This is a genomic window from Pararhizobium sp. P1_E7 (assembly GCF_056405855.1).
Window position 1 is genome coordinate 55,474 of the sequence record NZ_JBFUBH010000011.1, and the last position, 17,759, is coordinate 73,232.

A 17,759-nucleotide genomic window follows, 5' to 3' on the forward strand; every position below is an offset into this window, starting at 1 on the left:
AGCTCTGGATGCGCTCTCAAATCTGTTTGCCGATCTTGGCATCGACGGACTGGGAGTTTGATCCGCGAATGGCAAAGAAGAAGAAGATCGCAGCCCACAGGATCGATTTCTCGGCGCCGGCGAGCCCTTCGCCCGTGACGATGCCGTGGAAATAGACCGTGACAAGCAGGACGATCATGGCGGCAAAGGATGCCGGCCGGGTGAACAGGCCGATCGTGATCAGAATGCCGCCGAAGAATTCGGTTGCCGACAGCAGCGGCGACCAGAAAACGCCGGGATAGAATCCCAAGCTCTCGACCATGCCGATTGCCCCGAAGGGATTGATGATCTTGCCATAGCCATGGGTGACGAGCAGAACGCCGGCAACCACGCGCAACAGTGTTTCGGCCGTCGTATCGAGCGGCAGGTAAAACCGCTGTAAGGCCGGCAGCATGGCTGGCGGCCGGGTCGAAGTAAGGTCAGTCATGTTGTCTCCTCTTGATTTTTTGCAACGCAACATTTTCTTGCTGCGAAAACTGCGGCTATCAAGTGAGACCCCGCCGCAATATGGTAAATTCAATTAACGATTTCGTGAGGCATTCTTGATCGCTCCCTGTTGCGGCCTAATCCGTCGGTGGATAACGTCCATCAGGACGACATCGCCACGGAAGCCGACATGACAGAAAAACCGCGCATCGCCATCCTCTACTGCACCCAGTGCAACTGGCTGCTTCGCGCCGCCTGGATGGCCCAGGAACTGCTCTCCACCTTTGGCGACAGCCTTGGCGAAGTGGCGCTCATTCCCGGCACCGGCGGCAATTTCGAGATCCATGCCGGCGAAACGCTGATCTGGGAACGCAAGCGCGATGGCGGCTTTCCGGGCCCAAAGGAATTGAAACAGCGGGTCCGCGATGTCATCGAACCCGGGCGCGATCTCGGTCATACCGACCGGACCTGATCATTGATCGCAGGTCTGCTTTTCGGCGTTTTCAGCGCAGCGTTCCTGTCTGCCACGTTGCTCGTTGGCGTGTCGGAGGCGGCATTGATCTTTGCCGCCGGACAACCGGGCGCGCAGCTCATGGCGCTTTTTCTGGCCGCGACAGCAGGCAACGTGCTTGGGGCGGTCGTCAATTTCGCGCTCGGCCGCTTTTTCCTGCGCTTCGAGAACCGCCGCTGGTTTCCCGTCAGTCCGATCAACAGGAAGCGAGCCGAGGCACTGTTTGGCCGCTATGGCCGGCCCGTGCTGCTTTTGTCCTGGCTGCCGGTGATCGGCGATCCGCTGACGCTGGCGGCGGGGCTGTTGCGCACCCCGTTTCCCGCCTTCCTCCTCTACGTGACGATCGGCAAGGCGGCGCGCTATGCCGTATTGCTCTGGGCATGGGATGCCGTTGCCGCCTGATGTACTTCAAACAAAAACGGCGGGGAAATCCCCGCCGTCGATCGGATGAAACCCAAGTCAGCGATAGGGCGAATAGCAGACCTTGTAGACGCCGCCATAGCTGAGAAACCGGTTGGTCGCCGGATTGTAGGAGCGGTATCGCGACACGCACCAGTTCACATGCGAGCCGGCATAGCCGCGGCGGATATAACGGTCACGGTAGATCGGCCGTGGCTCGATGTAGACATTGAGGCCGGGACGGTAATAAGGGCGGTAATAGGGCTGATAGTAGGGCCGGTAATACGGGCGGTAGCCGGCATAGGGCCGATAGTTGCGATATCCATAGCCGGGCCGGTAGCGATAGCCGTCTCCACGATACTCCGGAACGCCGCGGCGATGATCGACGGTCTGGATATCCGTCTGGCGGACGATTTTCACGTCCGGCGCAGCCAAGGGAACGGCCAGTGCGGATGCCAAAGGTGCCATGATGGAAGCTGCGCTCAACACGCAACCAATAACGAAATTTCGAAATCCCGCCATTTTGTTTTCTCACTTCTCCCAAAAGGGTTTACTCGGGTGGTGTCCCTGTTTGCTATAACGGCCAGTTTTCTTATTTTATTCGTGTTTTCGTCTATGGTCCGACTGCATCCTGGCGTCATTCGGGCGGCGAGCCCCTTCCAAACTGGCAGAATGCGGCAATATTCCGGTCAAGTCACTCAGCCGGTTATCAAAATCCTGTCAACCAGACGGAGGATAGATTGAGTTTGAAATTCGGCACCAGCGGCCTGCGCGGCTTTTCCGCCGACTTGAACGGCCCTGCCGCTGCGATCTATGCGACAGCCTTTGCGCACTATCTCATGTCGTCCGGCCAGGCAAACCCCGGCGACCCCATTCTTCTCGGCCGCGACTTTCGCGCCTCCAGCCCGGACATTTCCGCCATCTGCGCCGGCGCCTTGACGCGGGCGGGTCTGACCGTTCTGGACTGTGGCACAGTGCCGACCCCGGCGCTGGCGCTCTATGGCCTGGAAAAGCGCGCTGCCGCGTTGATGATCACCGGTTCGCACATCCCCGCCGACCGCAATGGCATTAAATTCTATCGGCCCGATGGCGAGATCGCCAAGGCCGATGAGGAGGCGATCAGCGCCCTGGCAGCCGAACTCATGGCCAAACCGGCCGGCATCGACGCGACGCCAGGAGGGGCTGACGACCATTCCGGACCGGCCATCACGCTTTTTCTAGCCCGCAACAGCGCAATCCTGCCAGCCGGTGCATTGTCCGGCCTGACGGTCGGCGTCTATCAGCACAGCACGGTGGCCCGCGACCTGTTCATCGAGGTGCTGGCCCACTACGGCGCTGATGTCGTGGCGCTTGGCCGCTCCGTCGATTTCATTCCGGTCGATACCGAAGCGGTCTCGCAGGCGACAATCGACCGGCTCAAGGCCTGGACGGCCAAGCATAAACTCGACGCGATCGTCTCTGCCGACGGCGACGGCGACCGCCCGCTCGTCAGCGATGAAACCGGCCAGCCGTTGCGCGGCGACCTTTTGGGGCTGATCGCAGCGCAGTTTGTCGGCGCGTCGGTCGCCGTGACGCCCGTCACCTCCAATTCAGGCCTGGAACGCCAGCCGGGTCTTTCCATCCTGCGCACCGGTGTCGGCTCGCCCTTTGTCATCGAAGCCATGCTGGAGGCTGTCGGCAATGGCCAGGCCGGCGTCGTCGGCTTCGAGGCCAATGGTGGCACCTTGACCGCCACGGACTTCACCCTCAACGGCGCCACGCTTAAAGCCCTGCCAACGCGCGACAGCTTCCTGCCGGTGCTGGCGGTGCTCTTGCTTGCCGCCCGCGGCCACAAGCCTCTCTCGGCGCTTGCGGCAGGCTTCGCGCTACCGGTGGCGCTGAGCGACCGGATCGAGAATTTTCCGCTGGAAACCAGCGCCGCATTGATGCGCCATCTCCGGTCCGGCATGGCCAATCTGGCGAACTTTCTTGCCCCCCTCGGAAAGCCGGAATCGGTCAGCGATATCGACGGATTGCGGGTAACGCTCACGGATCGCAGCATCGTTCACTTGCGTCCGTCGGGCAACGCGCCGGAAATGCGCTGCTATGCCGAAGCGGAAACCGCCGACCAGGCAAAGCGGGTCCTGAAACAGGGGCTGGAGTGCATCCGCGCCTTTGGACGGCATCATGGCTCCCGATGAAAGCCACGGAAAATCATTGCTCTTCAACGGTTTGCTCAACTTTCCCTGACATTTTCAAGAAAACTTCAAAAACCCTGTTGACACAAAAGCGTCAGCCCCGTACATCCCCGTCCGTCGCCCAGATGGCGGAATTGGTAGACGCGCCAGCTTCAGGTGCTGGTACTCGAAAGGGTGTGGAGGTTCGAGTCCTCTTCTGGGCACCAATTTCATATTCAGAACTGTTCAAAGCAGTTCTGAAGTTCAAAAAAGCCCGGTTCGCCGGGCTTTTTTCGTTTTGGGCGTTCGGTGTTGTTCGGACCCTTCCGATTGCCAATGCAGCGTTGACCGCATCGGCAAACATGGCGGCGCCGGCGCGGATCCGTCGGGGTAAATACAAATTTCGCTGAGGCAGCCTCAATATGAGGAGTAGCCCTATTGAAATAGCCTTTTCCAAACTCTATCTGTCCATCATGTCCGGCTTCCGATGTGAAATCGGGACGGAACCTCTCGGAACGATTGGCGATCCAATCCAGCGGGCGAGTATTATTGAAGACGATGCCTCTGGCGCCAAACCGCTGGAGAGTTTTACTTTGTCCGCACGAACCGTCTGGTTTTTTCCAAAGCGGGCATTAGTATGTGCTTCCATGATGGACACACGTTTCTCTTCGGCGCTGCAAATCATTATTACGGTCGCCGTCAACGAAAAGAACAACACACGCTCGACGAGCGATGCGCTGGCAGCGAAGCTCGATGCCAAGCCCAGTCTTGTGCGCAAACTGGTTGCGCCGTTGATGCACAAGAACATCCTTGTGTCGTCCGAAGGATATCAGGGCGGTTATAGGCTTGGGCGGCCCGCCAACGCGATTTACCTGAGCGAGATTTACCTTGCGGTCATGCCCGACAAGAAAATCTGGGGCACGCGTGAGGACATTCCGGCCGAATGCTTCATCTCGAGCAATATGAATGAATGGTCGGCAAAACTCAGCAAGGAAGCGGAGCAGGCGCTGCTTGGCCTGCTCGGCGAAAAATCCGTTGAAGACGCCATTTCGGAACTTGTGACCATCGATGGCGGAAAATGTCCGCTGGGAAGGACGCTTGCGTCCTGAAGGCAAGCCCTTCCGGCCGTTTGGGACGGCCGGAGGGAGCCGGACCGTCCCCGCCACTGATCGGAGGTCAGTCAAATCCGTGACGAACCGGTGGCTAGCCGGGCCTTTGCGCGGCTAGCCGGATATCGAACGGCGATTTAGAAATCGCGCTGCAGACGCACGAAGCCGAATACTTCGTCGTCACCATCGTCTTCATCGTGATACTGAACGCTCACCTTGGTCTTGAGACCATCCGTAATCTTGTAGTCGACGGTCACGCCGCCGGTCCAGGCATCACCACCACCGAAGCCGTTGCCATCGCTGCTAAGGTCGATATTGCTGAAGTACTGAACGCCGGGCGTGATTGCGAACTTGTCGTTGACCTTCAGTTCGTACTGAGCGCCGACCGTCCATTCGGACTCTTCGTAGTAGTAGTTGGCGCCAGTTGCGTAGGCACCGTAGATGCCGAGCTGGCCCGGTCCGAGATCGGCATAGACGATCGCGCGGATAGCGCCTTCTTCGGTGTCGGTGTCATAACCACCGAGCAGGTAACCGGTGACAACGCCGACTGTACCCGAAACCTGGCCGGTGACGCCAACGTTGTTGGGTGCTTCGCCCGGCTTGGTGTCGTAGCTGTCTTCCAGCTCTTCCACTGCGATGCCAGCCTTGAACGCGTCGGTCTCGTACTGGTAGCGGATGGCGTTGTGGCGGGTTTCGTTGCTGGCGATCAGGTCGGTTTCGCCGCTCAAGTCGTCATCCCACCAGCTGTACTGCATGCCGACGCGCAAGCCCGCGATGTCGATGTAACCCTGGTCGAGGAACGTGTTGCTGCTCGACGAACCGGAAGGATTCCGGGCGTTTGTACGCAGGGCGACAAGGCTCGTCAGCGTGCCGAATTCGGTGTCGTTCTTTGCCTCGAACTCGAGCTGTGCGCGGGTAAAGGTATTCCAGTCGGACGTACCCGACTGATCACGGCCGAAGTCGGTCTGGAAGCGGATGTAACCGCCGATCTTCAGGCAGGTTTCCGTTCCCGGGATGTAGAAGTAGCCGGTGCCGAACGCGTCGCAGACGCGGACGTATTCCATCGGCTCGGGTTCAGCGGCAACAATGGCGTCGGCGGCAAATGCACCGCTTGCCGTGCTCAACGCCGCAGCGGACGCAAAAAGAAAAGCCTTCATAGTCATTTCGGATCCAATCAAGTTTCGACTGGGCAAAGGTTTGTGGCTGAAATATCAGCGTCCCCCGACCCCAAATATCGATTCAAGCCCCAATGGCAGCGGCCGAAACCGCACGCCGAGATTACATAGGCAAAGAACTGTAACAATAAAAATTACAGTCATAATCCGTCACAAATGAAGGTTGGAATTTTGAGTGTTGCCGAAACGCAACGGCTTGAAATGCGGGATCGTGAGTACCCTCACTACCTTGCGTAGGCGTCCCGGCCGCCGAATACACCACACAGGGTGTGACCGGTAACATTTCCGCCCTGCAGTTAGGGATGGTTCCGCCAAACCGCAAGTCGTGCGGGCTGACAATTCGGCAAGGAACGTCAAATTGCCGCAACTCATGCTTGATTCCTGCGGAAATGCCCGGCGCGGTGAGGGAATTGAAAATTTGGGCATGGGGGCAGGCTGCATGCGAAGCACATGACGAATCACGGCCCACCATTGATGGCCATTGCCGATGCCGTGAATCGCGCTTGACACGGAAGCGATGCCCGTACTTTAATCATGCCAACGGATTAAGCATTTCCTTGACATGACCTTTAGGTCGACGGGCAGTTTGGCCCCACGATGCTCCCATCACCGATGGGCTTCGCATCGTGGGGCTTTTGGTTTTTGGCGGATTGATGAAAAACACGGTACGAATCGGCATTCTCTATTCGACGACGGGCCCCTATGGCGGGATGGGCCTCGACGGGCGCGATGGCGCGGAACTTGCGATCGAGGACGCGCGCGGCGCGGCGCACGGGGCCGCCATCGAGCCTGTCTTCATCGACCCGCATGCCGATATCGCCGCCTATCTCGAAGGCGCCCGGTCGATGCTGCGCGACCACGGCTGCCGCCACATTATCGGCACCATCACCTCGCTTGCCCGCAAGGAAGTCATCCCGCTCGTGGAAAAGCATGACGGCCTGCTCTGGTACATGTGCCCGTATGAGGGCTTCGAAGCCAACGACAATGTCATCTATACCGGCGGCTGCCCCAACCAGCATCTCCTGCCACTGTTCGACTACCTGATCCCGCGTTTCGGCTGCCGTCCCTACCTGATCGGCGCCAATTATGTCTGGGGCTGGGAGATGAACCGGCTTGCCCGCGAACTGATCGAGGATGCAGGTGGCGAGGTCCTGGGCGAGCGCTATCTGCCGCTGGAAGAGACCGCGGTCGAGCGTATCGTACAGGACATCGAACAGCGCCGGCCAAGCTTCATCCTCAATAACCTCGTCGGTCCGTCGAGCTATGCCTTTCTCGCAGCCATCCGCGCTCTGGGCGCCCGCGATCCGGCTTTCCGTCCGGAAAACTGCCCGGTCGTCAGTTGCGACCTGCAGGAATGCGAGATCCCAGATATCGGCCTTGGCGTCGCGACGGGCCAGCTCTGCGCTGCCGCCTATTTCGATACGGTCGCCACGCCGGAGAACATCGCCTTCAAGGCGCAGGTGGCAGCCCGTTTCGGACCCGGCCGGCGCATCTCCAGTGTCTTCGCCAGTGCCTATGCGTCGGTCAAGCTTTGCGTCGAGGCCATTATCGCAGCCGGGACGGACGATCCGGCGGCCGTATCGCGCCTGGTGTCGGCCGCGCCGCTTCCAACCGTTCTCGGACCGATCCTGATCAATCCCGACACCCGCCATGCCGCCCTTCCTTTCCATCTCGGCCGGATCAATGACGAAGGCGGCTTCGATATCATCGCCTCTCAGCCGGCGATCGCCGCCGACCCTTATCTCACCGGCCGCCGGACGCGCTTGCCGGCGCAGCTGGGGCCGGCGCAGTTGAGGCCGGCCCAGTCGAGGATCGTGTCATGAGGGAGACGCCGAATTTCACCGGCTGGCGCGCCACGATCCTGCACCGGGAAGACAACACCACCGAACGCCTGACACGCCAGCTGAAGCTCATCGGCTTTCAGGTGACGGTGCAGTGGCAACCGCTCAATGCGAGCGACCTGCCGGATATCATCCTGGTCGATGCCGACCAGGGCTGGGACGGTCTTTTGCCTTGGACTGGCGAGAATGCGCCGCGGCCGCTGGTGGCGCTGCTCGGCTCGGAAGCGCCGGGCCGGATTGCCTGGGCGATGGAACAGGGCGTCGGCGCAATCATCGCAAAACCGCTGGCCTCCTCTGCCGTCTACCCGGCCCTGGTCATGGCGCTCGGTATCCACCGCGAACGCAAGGCCGTGATCGACAAGATGAAGCATCTGGAAGAGCGCGTGCGCCTGCGGCCGCTGGTCCATGCCGCCGTCGAGCGCATCATTGCGGAGCGCAAGGTCGATGAGGAGCTCGCCTACACGATCCTGCGCAATTGCGCGATGCAGCGCCGGATGCCGATGGAGCAGGTCGCAGCCTCCATTCTCGGCGGCGCCGAGCCCATGCCGGAGGCCGGTTGATGCGCATCCTGAAAAGTATGGTGCGTCAGCCGTCGGCGCTGTTCGGCCTGGCGATCGTCGCCCTGGTCATCTTCATGGCGGTCGCCGCACCCTTGATCGCCCCCTATAACCCCGACGAACAGATGTTTGACGGCCTGACGCTGGAAGGCGCACCGATGCCGCCCAGCGCCCAGTTCCTGCTCGGCACCGACACGCTCGGCCGCGACCTGTTCTCGCGCCTTCTCTACGGTGCCCGCACCTCGCTCATTATCGGCCTCGTTGCCAACGGCATCGCAGTGGCGATCGGTCTTTTGATCGGTATCCTGTCGGGCTACATGCGCGGCCTCGTCGGCAATGCGCTGATGCGCTTCACCGATCTGATGATGGCGTTTCCGGCCCTGCTTCTGGCCATCGTGCTGGCAGCACTCTTGCGCCCAAGCCTGTGGATCGTCGCCATGGTGATCGCGCTGGTCAACTGGGTGCAGGTCGCCCGCATCGTCTATACCGAAACCCGCGGCCTTGTAGAGCGCGACTTCATCCTCGCCGAGCGCTCGCTGGGTGCCGGCCACTTCCGGATCCTGTTTCATCACATCCTGCCGCATCTGATGCCGACGGCGATCGTCTGGGGCACACTCGGCATTGCCACGACGGTGCTTCTGGAAGCGACCCTGTCGTTCCTCGGTATCGGCGTGCAACCGCCGACACCCTCGTGGGGCAACATCATTTTCGAAAGCCAGAGCTATTTCCAGGCAGCCCCGTGGCTGGTGTTCATCCCCGGCGCCGTTATCCTTTTGACTGCGCTCTCCTTCAACCTGGTCGGCGATGCGCTGCGCGATATTCTCGACCCGACCCAGCGCGGGAGGGGGTGAGATGGCCTTTCTGATCCTGCGGCGTCTCGTCCAGACGGCGCTGATCCTGTTCGGCGTCGCGGCAATCACCTTTCTTTTGCTCTACGCCTTGCCCGCCGATCCCGCCCGGATGATCGCCGGCCGCAGCGCCACGGCGCAGACGGTTGCCAATATCCGCCATGAACTCGGCCTCGACCAGCCGCTGCTGGCGCAATTCTGGAACTACCTGAGCGGCCTTGCCGGGGGCAATCTCGGCCGCTCCTATGCGCAGAAGACCGATGTCGGTGCGCTCATTGCGGCGCGGCTGCCGGCAACGCTGATCCTGATGGCGGCCGGTATTTTCGTCGAGGTGATACTCGGCCTGCTGCTCGGCGTCATCGCCGCCGTGCGCCGTGGCGGCCCTGTCGATCGCTTCGTGATGATGGCATCCTTCGTCGGCGTCTCGGCACCGCAGTTCGTCGCGGCCCTGCTGCTGCTCTACGTCTTTGCCGTCACGCTCGCCTGGTTCCCGATGAGCGGCTTCGGCACGTTTGCCCATGTCGTGCTGCCGGCCACCACGCTCGGCATTCTCGGTGCCGGCTGGTATGCGCGCATGGTCCGTTCGGCGATGATCGATGTGCTCAACCAGGATTATGTCCGCACTGCCCGCGCCAAGGGCCTGTCGTCCGCCCGCATCGTCTTTCGTCATGCGCTGCCGAATGCGCTTTTGCCGATCGTCGCGATGATCGGCATCGATATCGGCCAGTTCATGAGCGGCGTGGTGGTGGTCGAGGCCGTCTATGGCTGGCCAGGCATCGGCCAGCTTGCCTGGCAGGCGATCCAGCAGGTGGATATCCCGATCATCATGGGGGTGACGCTGGTTTCGGCGCTGGCCATCGTGCTCGGCAATCTCGTCGCCGATCTGATCGCGCCACTCATCGATCCACGCATTCGTGCGCGCTAGTCCAAATCAGCAACCAAAAGGGGAACTCAAAAATGTTCAAACGCTGGCTTCGAAACTCGACGATCGCGATGGCACTCGCCGTCACTCCGCTTAACGCCTTCGCGCAGGACGCCATCAGGCAGGGCGGCGATATCGTCATCACCTACAAGGACGACATTGCCACGCTCGATCCGGCCATCGGCTATGACTGGGTCAACTGGTCGATGATCAAGAGCCTCTATTCGCGGCTGATGGACTATACGCCCGGCACGCCGGATCTGATTCCGTCGCTAGCGGAAAGTTTTACGGTCTCGCATGACGGCCTTACCTATACGTTCAAGCTGCGCAAGGGCGTGAAATTCACCAATGGTCGCGAACTGGTCGCCTCCGACGTAAAGTATTCGATCGAGCGCGCCGTCGATCCGAAGACGCAGGGACCGGGCGCCGGCTTCTTCGGCGCCATCAAGGGTTTCGATGCCGTCACCGGCGGCACCTCGGCGACGCTGGAAGGCATTGCGACTCCAGACGATTCGACGGTCATCTTCACCCTGTCGCGTCCCGATGCCACCTTCTTGCACGTGCTCGCCATCAACTTCGCCTCCGTCGTGCCGAAGGAAGCCGTCGAGGCAGCGGGCGGCGATTTCGGCAAGAACCCCGTCGGCTCGGGCACATTCGTGCTGAAGGAATGGACCGTCGGCCAGCGTCTCGTGTTCGAGCGCAACCCGGATTATTTCGTCAAAGACATGCCGCATATCGACAAATTCACCGTTGAAGTCGGCCAGGAGCCGCTGGTGGCGCTCTTGCGCCTGCAGAAGGGCGAAGTTGATATTGCCGGTGACGGCGTTCCGCCGGCAAAGTTCCTGGAGATCAAGAACTCGCCCGAGGGTGCCGAAATCATCGTCGATGGCGCGCAGCTGCACACCGGCTACATCACGCTCAACACCAAGGTTAAGCCGTTCGACAATGTGAAGGTGCGCCAGGCGCTCAACATGGCCATCAACAAAGAGCGCATCACCCGCATCTTGAACGGCCGCGCCACTGCCGCAAACCAGCCGCTGCCGCCGCTGATGCCGGGCTACGACAAGACCTTCGCCGGTTATGCCTTCGACGTCGAAAAGGCCAAGGCGCTGCTTGCCGAAGCTGGCTTCCCCGATGGTTTCGAGACGATCCTCTACTCGACCAACACCGATCCCCAGCCGCGCATCGCCCAGGCGATCCAGCAGGATCTGGCTGCTGTCGGCGTCAAGGCCGAGGTTCGCGCGCTGGCCCAAGCCAACGTCATTGCAGCCGGCGGTACCGAAGGCGAAGCGCCGATGATCTGGTCGGGCGGCATGGCCTGGATCGCCGACTTCCCGGATCCGTCCAATTTCTACGGCCCGATCCTCGGTTGCTCCGGCGCGGTTCAGGGCGGCTGGAACTGGTCGTGGTATTGCAACAAGGATCTCGATGCCCGCGCAATCGCCGCCGATTCGATGTCGGACCCGGCCAAGGCTGCCGAGCGTCAAGCCGAATGGGGCAAGATCTTCACCGATATCATGGCCGACGCGCCGTGGATTCCGCTCACCAACGAACGCCGCGTCGTCGCCAAATCGCCGCGCATGGGCGGCGCAGGCGACATCTACGTCGATCCGACCCGCGTCATCAACTACGACGCGATCTTCGTGAAGGACGAATAGGCGCCGGGCCTGAAATGCCCCTCATCCGACCCTTCGGGCCACCTTCTCCCCGTGAACGGGAGAAGGACAAGCGAAAACTCCGAACCAGTGCCCTCTCTCCGACTGCGGGAGAGGGTTACGGTGAGGGGCAAAGCCCCATGCTGAAAAATCCAATTCCGAGGAAACACCATGTGCGTCGCCTGCACCCATACCATTCACCGCACCCAGCATAATTTCGGCTGGAACAAGGATTTCGAACCGGCTGTCATCGCCAAGCCGGGTGAGACGATCCATTTCGAATGCCTGGACTCCTCCGGTGGCCAGCTGGGTGCCGGCTCGACACTCGAAACCCTGGCGGCGCTCGACTTCGACAAGATCAATCCTGTCACCGGCCCGGTCTACGTCGAAGGCGCCAAACCCGGCGATGCCTTGAAGGTGACGATCCGCCGTTTCATCCCGTCCGGCGTCGGCTGGACCGCCAACATTCCGGGATTCGGCCTGCTTGCAGACCAGTTCAAGGAGCCGGCCCTGCACATGTGGTCCTACGATCCGCACAGCATGGCGCCGTCGCTCTACGGTCCCGGCGGCAAGGTACCGTTAAAGCCCTTTGCCGGAACGATCGGTGTTGCGCCGGCTGAACCCGGCCTGCATTCCGTCGTGCCGCCGCGCCGGGTCGGCGGCAATCTCGATATCCGCGACCTGACATCGGGCGTGACGCTCTATCTGCCGGTCGAAGTCGACGGCGCGCTATTCTCGATCGGCGACACCCATGCCGCCCAGGGCGACGGCGAAGTCTGCGGCACCGCCATCGAAAGCCAGATGGAAGTCGAGGCGACAATCGAGCTGGTCAAGGACGCGCGGCTGCAAAGCCCGCGCTTCACCACCACCGAGCCCGTTACCCGCCATCTCGACGGCATGGGCTATGAGGTCACGACCGGCATCGGCCCTGACCTGATGACCGGAGCCCGCGAGGCGCTGATGAGGATGATCGACCTGCTCGGGTCAGAGCACGGCATGAACCCCGTCGACGCCTACCTGCTCTGCTCGGTCTGCGGCGATCTCAGGATCAGCGAAATCGTCGACATGCCCAATTGGGTCGTCTCCTTCTACTTCCCGAGGATCGTGTTCGCGTGACATCTCCCTCTCCCGTTTCCCCATCCGTCCTCGCCATCGACAAGCTCTGCGTTGACGCACGCACGCCGGAAGGCAGGCGCCGCGTTCTCGACGATGTCAGCTTCGACCTGAAGCTCGGCGAAACGCTGTGCATCGCCGGTGAAAGCGGCTCGGGCAAATCGGTAACGTCGCTTGCCATCATGGGCCTTCTGCCGAAGGCGTCGCTACAGGTCGCTTCCGGCAGTATTGCGCTGGAAGGTCGCGAGCTTTCCCGCCTGTCCAACAGTGCCATGCGCAGTGTGCGCGGCGGCGACGTCGCCATGGTATTCCAGGAGCCGATGACCTCGCTCAACCCGGTGATGTCGATCGGGGCGCAATTGACCGAGGCCATTCGCGAGCATCAGGGATCGGAAGGTGGTAGCGCCGAGGCGGTGGCCCTTCGCATGCTGGACGCCGTCCACATGACGGAACCGGCCAGGCGGCTGAAACAATACCCGCACGAGCTTTCCGGCGGCATGCGCCAGCGCGTGATGATCGCCATGGCGCTCTCCTGCCGGCCGAAGGTGCTGATCGCCGACGAACCGACGACGGCGCTCGACGTGACGGTGCAGGCGCAGATCCTCAAGCTGATGGACGAACTGAAGCGCGAATTCAGCGCCTCGATCATCCTGATTACCCACGATATGGGCGTCGTCGCGCAGATGGCCGACCGCGTCGTCATCATGCAAGCCGGCCGCATCATAGAGCAGGGCAACGCTTTACCGATCTTCAATGCCCCGGCACAACGCTATACTCAGGAATTGCTGGCAGCCGTGCCGCGGCTCGGTGCTCATGCCGGCACCGATGGCCCGCCGCGCATCGGCGCGGCTGCGACGGACGCACCGCCGCTCACGCACGCCCCGGTCCTCACCGTGCGCGGATTGGACGTCACCTATGGCAAACCGGCGGGCTGGCTCTCTGGCGGGAAGCCGTCAGCTTCCGCCGTCAGCGATGTTTCTTTCGACATCCTGCCTGGCCAGACGCTTGGCCTCGTCGGCGAAAGCGGCTCGGGCAAATCCACCACCGGCAGGGCCGTTCTCGGCCTGATTCCCTTCACCGGCGACGTCGTCATCGGCGGCCAGGCGATCGGTGGCCTTAGCCAGCGCCAGATGCGGCCGGTGCGGCGCAGCGCCCAGATGATCTTTCAGGATCCCTATGCTTCGCTCGATCCGAGGATGGCGATCGGTGCCGCGATTGCCGAGCCGCTGATCATCCATGGCCTTGCCAACAAGGGCGAGCGCGACGACCGCGTCGCCAAGCTGCTGCGCCAGGTCGGCCTGCAGCCGGATGCTGCCAGCCGTTACCCGCACGAGTTTTCCGGCGGCCAGCGCCAGCGCATCTGCATCGCCCGGGCGCTAACGCTCGGACCGAAACTGATCGTCGCCGATGAAAGCGTCGCCGCACTCGATGTCTCGGTGCGCGCCCGCGTGCTCGACCTGATGCTGGAGCTGCAGGAGACGATGGGGCTCGCCTATCTCTTGATCTCGCACGACATGGCGGTGATCGAGCGCATGTCGCACAATGTCGCGGTCATGCGCTCTGGACGCATCGTCGAAATGGGATCGCGGCGGTCGGTCTTCGAAAACCCGCAGGATGCCTATACCCAGGCACTGATGGCGGCGGTGCCGATCCCCGACCCGGCGTTGCGCAACGTGGCGTGAGAGGCTGGTGCCGGTCACCCGGAAGCACGACATCGAGGGCCGGGCGCCGATCCGGCGGGACGAGGGAGATTGGCGGTCCCTGTCCGCGGCTCCTCCTTTTGTCTAAGGATGATGCGCTTGCGCGATCGGTGATTTCCTTCGACCTTGTTTCCGGCTAAGCAGGAGACAAAGACGATGGGAGGAAGCATGCGCAATATCATCGAAACCGTGGAGGCGCGCCGCATCGAGGCTCGTCTCGGCGGCGGCCAGCGCCGCATTGACGCCCAGCATGCCAAGGGCAAGCTGACGGCGCGCGAGCGCATCGAGGTGCTGCTCGACGGGGGTTCCTTCGAAGAATACGACATGTATGTCACCCACCGCGCCGTCGATTTCGGCATGGCGGAACAGAAGGTGGCGGGCGACGGCGTTGTCACCGGCTGGGGTACGATCAACGGCCGCCAGGTCTATGTCTTTTCCCAGGATTTCACCGTTCTCGGCGGCTCGCTGTCGGAAACCCATGCCCAGAAAATCTGCAAGATCATGGACATGGCCGTGCGCAACGGCGCGCCCGTCATCGGCCTCAACGATTCGGGCGGCGCCCGTATCCAGGAAGGCGTCGCGTCGCTCGCCGGCTATGCCGAAGTGTTCCGCCGCAACGCCGAGGCCTCCGGCGTTATCCCGCAGATCTCCGTCATCATGGGCCCCTGCGCCGGCGGTGCTGTCTATTCGCCTGCGATGACCGACTTCATCTTCATGGTCCGCGACTCGTCCTACATGTTTGTCACCGGCCCGGACGTGGTGAAGACCGTCACCAACGAGATCGTCACGGCCGAAGAACTCGGCGGCGCCGGCACCCATACGAGGAAATCCTCGGTTGCCGATGCGGCCTATGAAAACGACATCGAGACTTTGGAGCAGGTCCGCCTGCTGTTCGATTTCCTGCCCCTCAACAATCGCGAGAAGCCGCCCGTCCGGCCGTTCCACGACGATCCGGCCCGCCTTGAGAACCGTCTCGACACGCTGATCCCGGATAGTTCTGCCAAGCCCTACGACATGAAGGAACTCATTCATGCGATCGCCGACGAGGGCGATTTCTTCGAGCTTCAGGAAGCCTTTGCCCGCAACATCATCACCGGCTTCATCCGGCTCGAGGGCCAGACCGTCGGCGTTGTCGCCAACCAGCCGATGGTGCTGGCAGGCTGCCTCGATATCGACAGTTCGCGAAAAGCTGCCCGCTTCGTCCGCTTCTGCGACGCTTTCTCGATACCGCTCCTGACCCTGGTCGATGTCCCCGGCTTCCTGCCCGGCGTCGCTCAGGAATATGGCGGCGTCATCAAGCACGGCGCCAAGCTCTTGTTTGCCTATAGCCAGGCGACCGTGCCGATGGTGACGCTGATCACCCGAAAAGCCTATGGCGGCGCCTATGACGTCATGGCCTCCAAGCATATCGGCGCCGACATCAACTATGCTTGGCCGACCGCCGAAATCGCTGTGATGGGTGCCAAGGGCGCCACCGAAATCCTCTACCGCTCCGAACTTGGCGACCCCGACAAGATCGCCGCCCGGACCAAGGAATACGAGGAACGCTTCGCCACCCCTTTCGTCGCCGCCGAACGCGGCTTCATCGACGAAGTGATCATGCCGCATTCGTCACGTCGCCGCATCGCGCGGGCGTTTGCCTCATTGAGGAACAAGCGCAAGGAACAGCCGTGGCGCAAGCACGATACGATTCCGTTGTGAAACGTCACATGCGTCACAAACCACAGTCGTCATCCTCGGGCTTGACCCGAGGATCCATAGCACCAAACTCGTCGTCGCTCTGGGATGGATCCGGGTCAAGCCCGAGGATGACGGAGAAACAAAATACGCCTTGGGCGGAAAGTGACTGTCTGCACTAGCGAAATCCATTGCTCGTTTCCCATATGCCTGCTGTGCTCTCCTCTCAAGCACATCGCCCACTATCAAGGACCGCCCTCATGACCGAAAAATCCCCCGCCGATAATTTTCCCGCGGGTTACGAACTTCCCAAAGTCTGGACCTGGGACAAGGGCAATGGTGGTACTTTCGCCAACATCAACCGGCCGATCGCCGGACCGACGCAGGACAAGGTCCTGCCGGTCGGAAAACATCCGCTGCAGCTCTATTCGCTGGGCACTCCGAATGGCGTCAAGGTCACGATCATGCTGGAGGAGCTTTTGGCGGCGGGGCACGAAGGTGCCGAGTACGACGCGTGGCTGATCAGGATCGGCGATGGCGACCAGTTCGGCTCGGGCTTCGTCGATGTCAATCCGAACTCGAAGATCCCGGCGCTGATGGACCATGCCCCCATGGGCGGCGGCGCGCCCGTTCGCGTCTTCGAATCCGCCTCCATCCTGCTGTATCTCGCGGAAAAATTCGGCGCCTTCCTGCCGGCTGATCTTCGCGCCCGCACCGAGACGATGAACTGGCTGTTCTGGCAGATGGGCTCGGCCCCATTCCTCGGCGGCGGCTTTGRCCATTTCTATGCCTATGCGCCGATGCATATCAAATACGCCATCGACCGCTACGCCATGGAAGTGAAGCGCCAGTTCGACGTGCTCGACCGGCATCTGGCCAACAACCAGTTCCTGTCGGGTGCGCACTACACCATCGCCGACATGGCCACCTGGCCCTGGTACGGCAGTCTGGCGCTCGGCCAGGCCTACGGCGATGCCGGCACCTTCCTCGACGTTCAGAGCTACAGACACGTCCAGCGCTGGACGGCCGAGATTGCCGCCCGCCCGGCGGTCAAACGCGGCCGCATGGTCAACCGGACGTCCGGCGATCCGTCCGAACAGCTGCATGAACGCCACGACGCCTTAGACTTCGAAACGAAGACGCAGGACAAGATCGCCCAAGATGGCGCAAAGGCCTAAGGAGACCCAGATGGCCAAGCGGCCCGAGATGACAAAACACAGGGGCTTTCCCTCTGGCCTGCCGGGCCACGGCCATCATTTCACCATCCGGCGGGCGAACGAGAAGGGCGTCACGCCGCTCAAGGCGTTGCAGCGCCTTGCCCGCCCGAATTCGATCGAACAGAAGGTCGACGCCGCCTTCCTGCACGCGCTCTGGCACCATTTTGGAATCGAGCCGTTCGAACGCGGCAATCTCGATGCCGGCAGGCTCAATCTTTTGTTCGGCCGCGAAGTCGTGCCGGCCGAAGAGCCGTTCGACCCGGCGTCGTATGAAGCGTTGCTGCGGATCGATGAGCGGGTTGGGCGCAAGAATTTCCCGGAAGCTTTCGAAGACGTGTTCGAGGTGTGAGTAACCATGTTTCAGAATGCCGTCATCCTCGCTGCCGCCACGCACCGCCCTCTGTCACTTCGTGG

17 protein-coding genes and 1 tRNA gene are annotated in these 17,759 nt (G+C 61.7%); 15 read left to right on the plus strand and 3 right to left on the minus strand.

Annotated elements, in window-relative coordinates:
* Positions 1-16 precede the first annotated feature (16 nt).
* Positions 17-466 (minus strand): DoxX family protein, encoded by a 450-nt coding sequence (locus AC1D17_RS14090; RefSeq protein WP_477566020.1) that lies wholly within the window; start codon positions 464-466, stop codon positions 17-19.
* A gap of 189 nt (positions 467-655) precedes the next feature.
* Between AC1D17_RS14090 and AC1D17_RS14095 the strand changes: the two genes are divergently transcribed.
* Positions 656-937 carry an Rdx family protein gene (locus tag AC1D17_RS14095; protein WP_477566021.1) on the plus strand — a complete coding sequence of 94 codons (282 nt, stop codon included), beginning with the start codon at positions 656-658 and terminating at the stop codon, positions 935-937.
* A 3-nt stretch (positions 938-940) separates the two neighbouring features.
* Entirely contained in the window at positions 941-1,378 is a 438-nt protein-coding gene (locus tag AC1D17_RS14100; RefSeq protein WP_477566022.1) for a YqaA family protein, read from the plus strand.
* A 57-nt stretch (positions 1,379-1,435) separates the two neighbouring features.
* On the opposite strand, the gene AC1D17_RS14105 is transcribed toward AC1D17_RS14100, so the two are convergent.
* Positions 1,436-1,843, minus strand: coding sequence for a BA14K family protein (locus AC1D17_RS14105; RefSeq protein WP_477566023.1), 408 nt, complete (start codon positions 1,841-1,843; stop codon positions 1,436-1,438).
* Between the two features lie 272 nt (positions 1,844-2,115).
* Here AC1D17_RS14105 and AC1D17_RS14110 point away from each other — a divergent pair, with 272 nt between their 5' ends.
* The 3 genes from AC1D17_RS14110 (at position 2,116) to AC1D17_RS14120 (ending at position 4,640) form a co-directional block, all read left to right on the plus strand.
* Positions 2,116-3,555 (plus strand): phosphohexomutase domain-containing protein, encoded by a 1,440-nt coding sequence (locus AC1D17_RS14110; RefSeq protein ID WP_477566024.1) that lies wholly within the window; start codon positions 2,116-2,118, stop codon positions 3,553-3,555.
* Between the two features lie 116 nt (positions 3,556-3,671).
* Positions 3,672-3,758: transfer RNA gene (locus AC1D17_RS14115), tRNA-Leu, on the plus strand.
* A gap of 246 nt (positions 3,759-4,004) precedes the next feature.
* A complete protein-coding gene (locus tag AC1D17_RS14120) occupies positions 4,005-4,640 on the plus strand; it encodes an RrF2 family transcriptional regulator (RefSeq protein WP_477566025.1) in 636 nt (211 codons plus the stop codon).
* Between the two features lie 137 nt (positions 4,641-4,777).
* Here AC1D17_RS14120 and AC1D17_RS14125 read toward each other — a convergent pair whose 3' ends face one another.
* The gene (locus AC1D17_RS14125) at positions 4,778-5,803 is read right to left on the minus strand and encodes a porin (protein ID WP_477566026.1); all 1,026 of its coding nucleotides are present in this window, start codon (positions 5,801-5,803) and stop codon (positions 4,778-4,780) included.
* Positions 5,804-6,468: 665 nt separating this feature from the next.
* On the opposite strand from AC1D17_RS14125, the gene AC1D17_RS14130 reads away from it, so the two are divergent.
* From AC1D17_RS14130 to AC1D17_RS14175, 10 genes are all read left to right on the plus strand, one after another.
* Positions 6,469-7,638: a transporter substrate-binding protein gene (locus tag AC1D17_RS14130; protein WP_477566027.1), complete on the plus strand. Its 1,170-nt coding sequence runs from the start codon at positions 6,469-6,471 to the stop codon at positions 7,636-7,638.
* Positions 7,635-8,216, plus strand: a complete 582-nt coding sequence (locus AC1D17_RS14135; protein ID WP_477566028.1) for an ANTAR domain-containing response regulator — start codon at positions 7,635-7,637, stop codon at positions 8,214-8,216. Before AC1D17_RS14130 ends, AC1D17_RS14135 begins: the two co-directional genes overlap by 4 nt.
* Positions 8,216-9,064 (plus strand): ABC transporter permease, encoded by an 849-nt coding sequence (locus AC1D17_RS14140; protein ID WP_477566029.1) that lies wholly within the window; start codon positions 8,216-8,218, stop codon positions 9,062-9,064. The genes AC1D17_RS14135 and AC1D17_RS14140 overlap by 1 nt, the downstream gene beginning before the upstream one ends.
* A gap of 1 nt (position 9,065) precedes the next feature.
* Positions 9,066-9,986, plus strand: a complete 921-nt coding sequence (locus AC1D17_RS14145) for an ABC transporter permease (protein WP_477566030.1) — start codon at positions 9,066-9,068, stop codon at positions 9,984-9,986.
* 32 nt (positions 9,987-10,018) lie between these two features.
* Positions 10,019-11,641, plus strand: coding sequence for an ABC transporter substrate-binding protein (locus AC1D17_RS14150; RefSeq protein ID WP_477566031.1), 1,623 nt, complete (start codon positions 10,019-10,021; stop codon positions 11,639-11,641).
* Positions 11,642-11,809: 168 nt separating this feature from the next.
* The gene (locus AC1D17_RS14155) at positions 11,810-12,754 is read left to right on the plus strand and encodes an acetamidase/formamidase family protein (protein WP_477566032.1); all 945 of its coding nucleotides are present in this window, start codon (positions 11,810-11,812) and stop codon (positions 12,752-12,754) included.
* On the plus strand, positions 12,751-14,433 hold the full coding sequence (locus tag AC1D17_RS14160) for an ABC transporter ATP-binding protein (protein WP_477566033.1): 1,683 nt from the start codon (positions 12,751-12,753) through the stop codon (positions 14,431-14,433). The genes AC1D17_RS14155 and AC1D17_RS14160 overlap by 4 nt, the downstream gene beginning before the upstream one ends.
* Before the next feature lie 186 nt (positions 14,434-14,619).
* Positions 14,620-16,152, plus strand: a complete 1,533-nt coding sequence (locus AC1D17_RS14165; protein WP_477566034.1) for an acyl-CoA carboxylase subunit beta — start codon at positions 14,620-14,622, stop codon at positions 16,150-16,152.
* A 236-nt stretch (positions 16,153-16,388) separates the two neighbouring features.
* Positions 16,389-17,306 carry a glutathione-dependent disulfide-bond oxidoreductase gene (gene yghU / locus AC1D17_RS14170; RefSeq protein WP_477566035.1) on the plus strand — a complete coding sequence of 306 codons (918 nt, stop codon included), beginning with the start codon at positions 16,389-16,391 and terminating at the stop codon, positions 17,304-17,306.
* A 10-nt stretch (positions 17,307-17,316) separates the two neighbouring features.
* Complete coding sequence (locus AC1D17_RS14175; RefSeq protein WP_477566036.1) at positions 17,317-17,694, plus strand: hypothetical protein; 378 nt, start codon at positions 17,317-17,319, stop codon at positions 17,692-17,694.
* Positions 17,695-17,759: the final 65 nt, after the last annotated feature.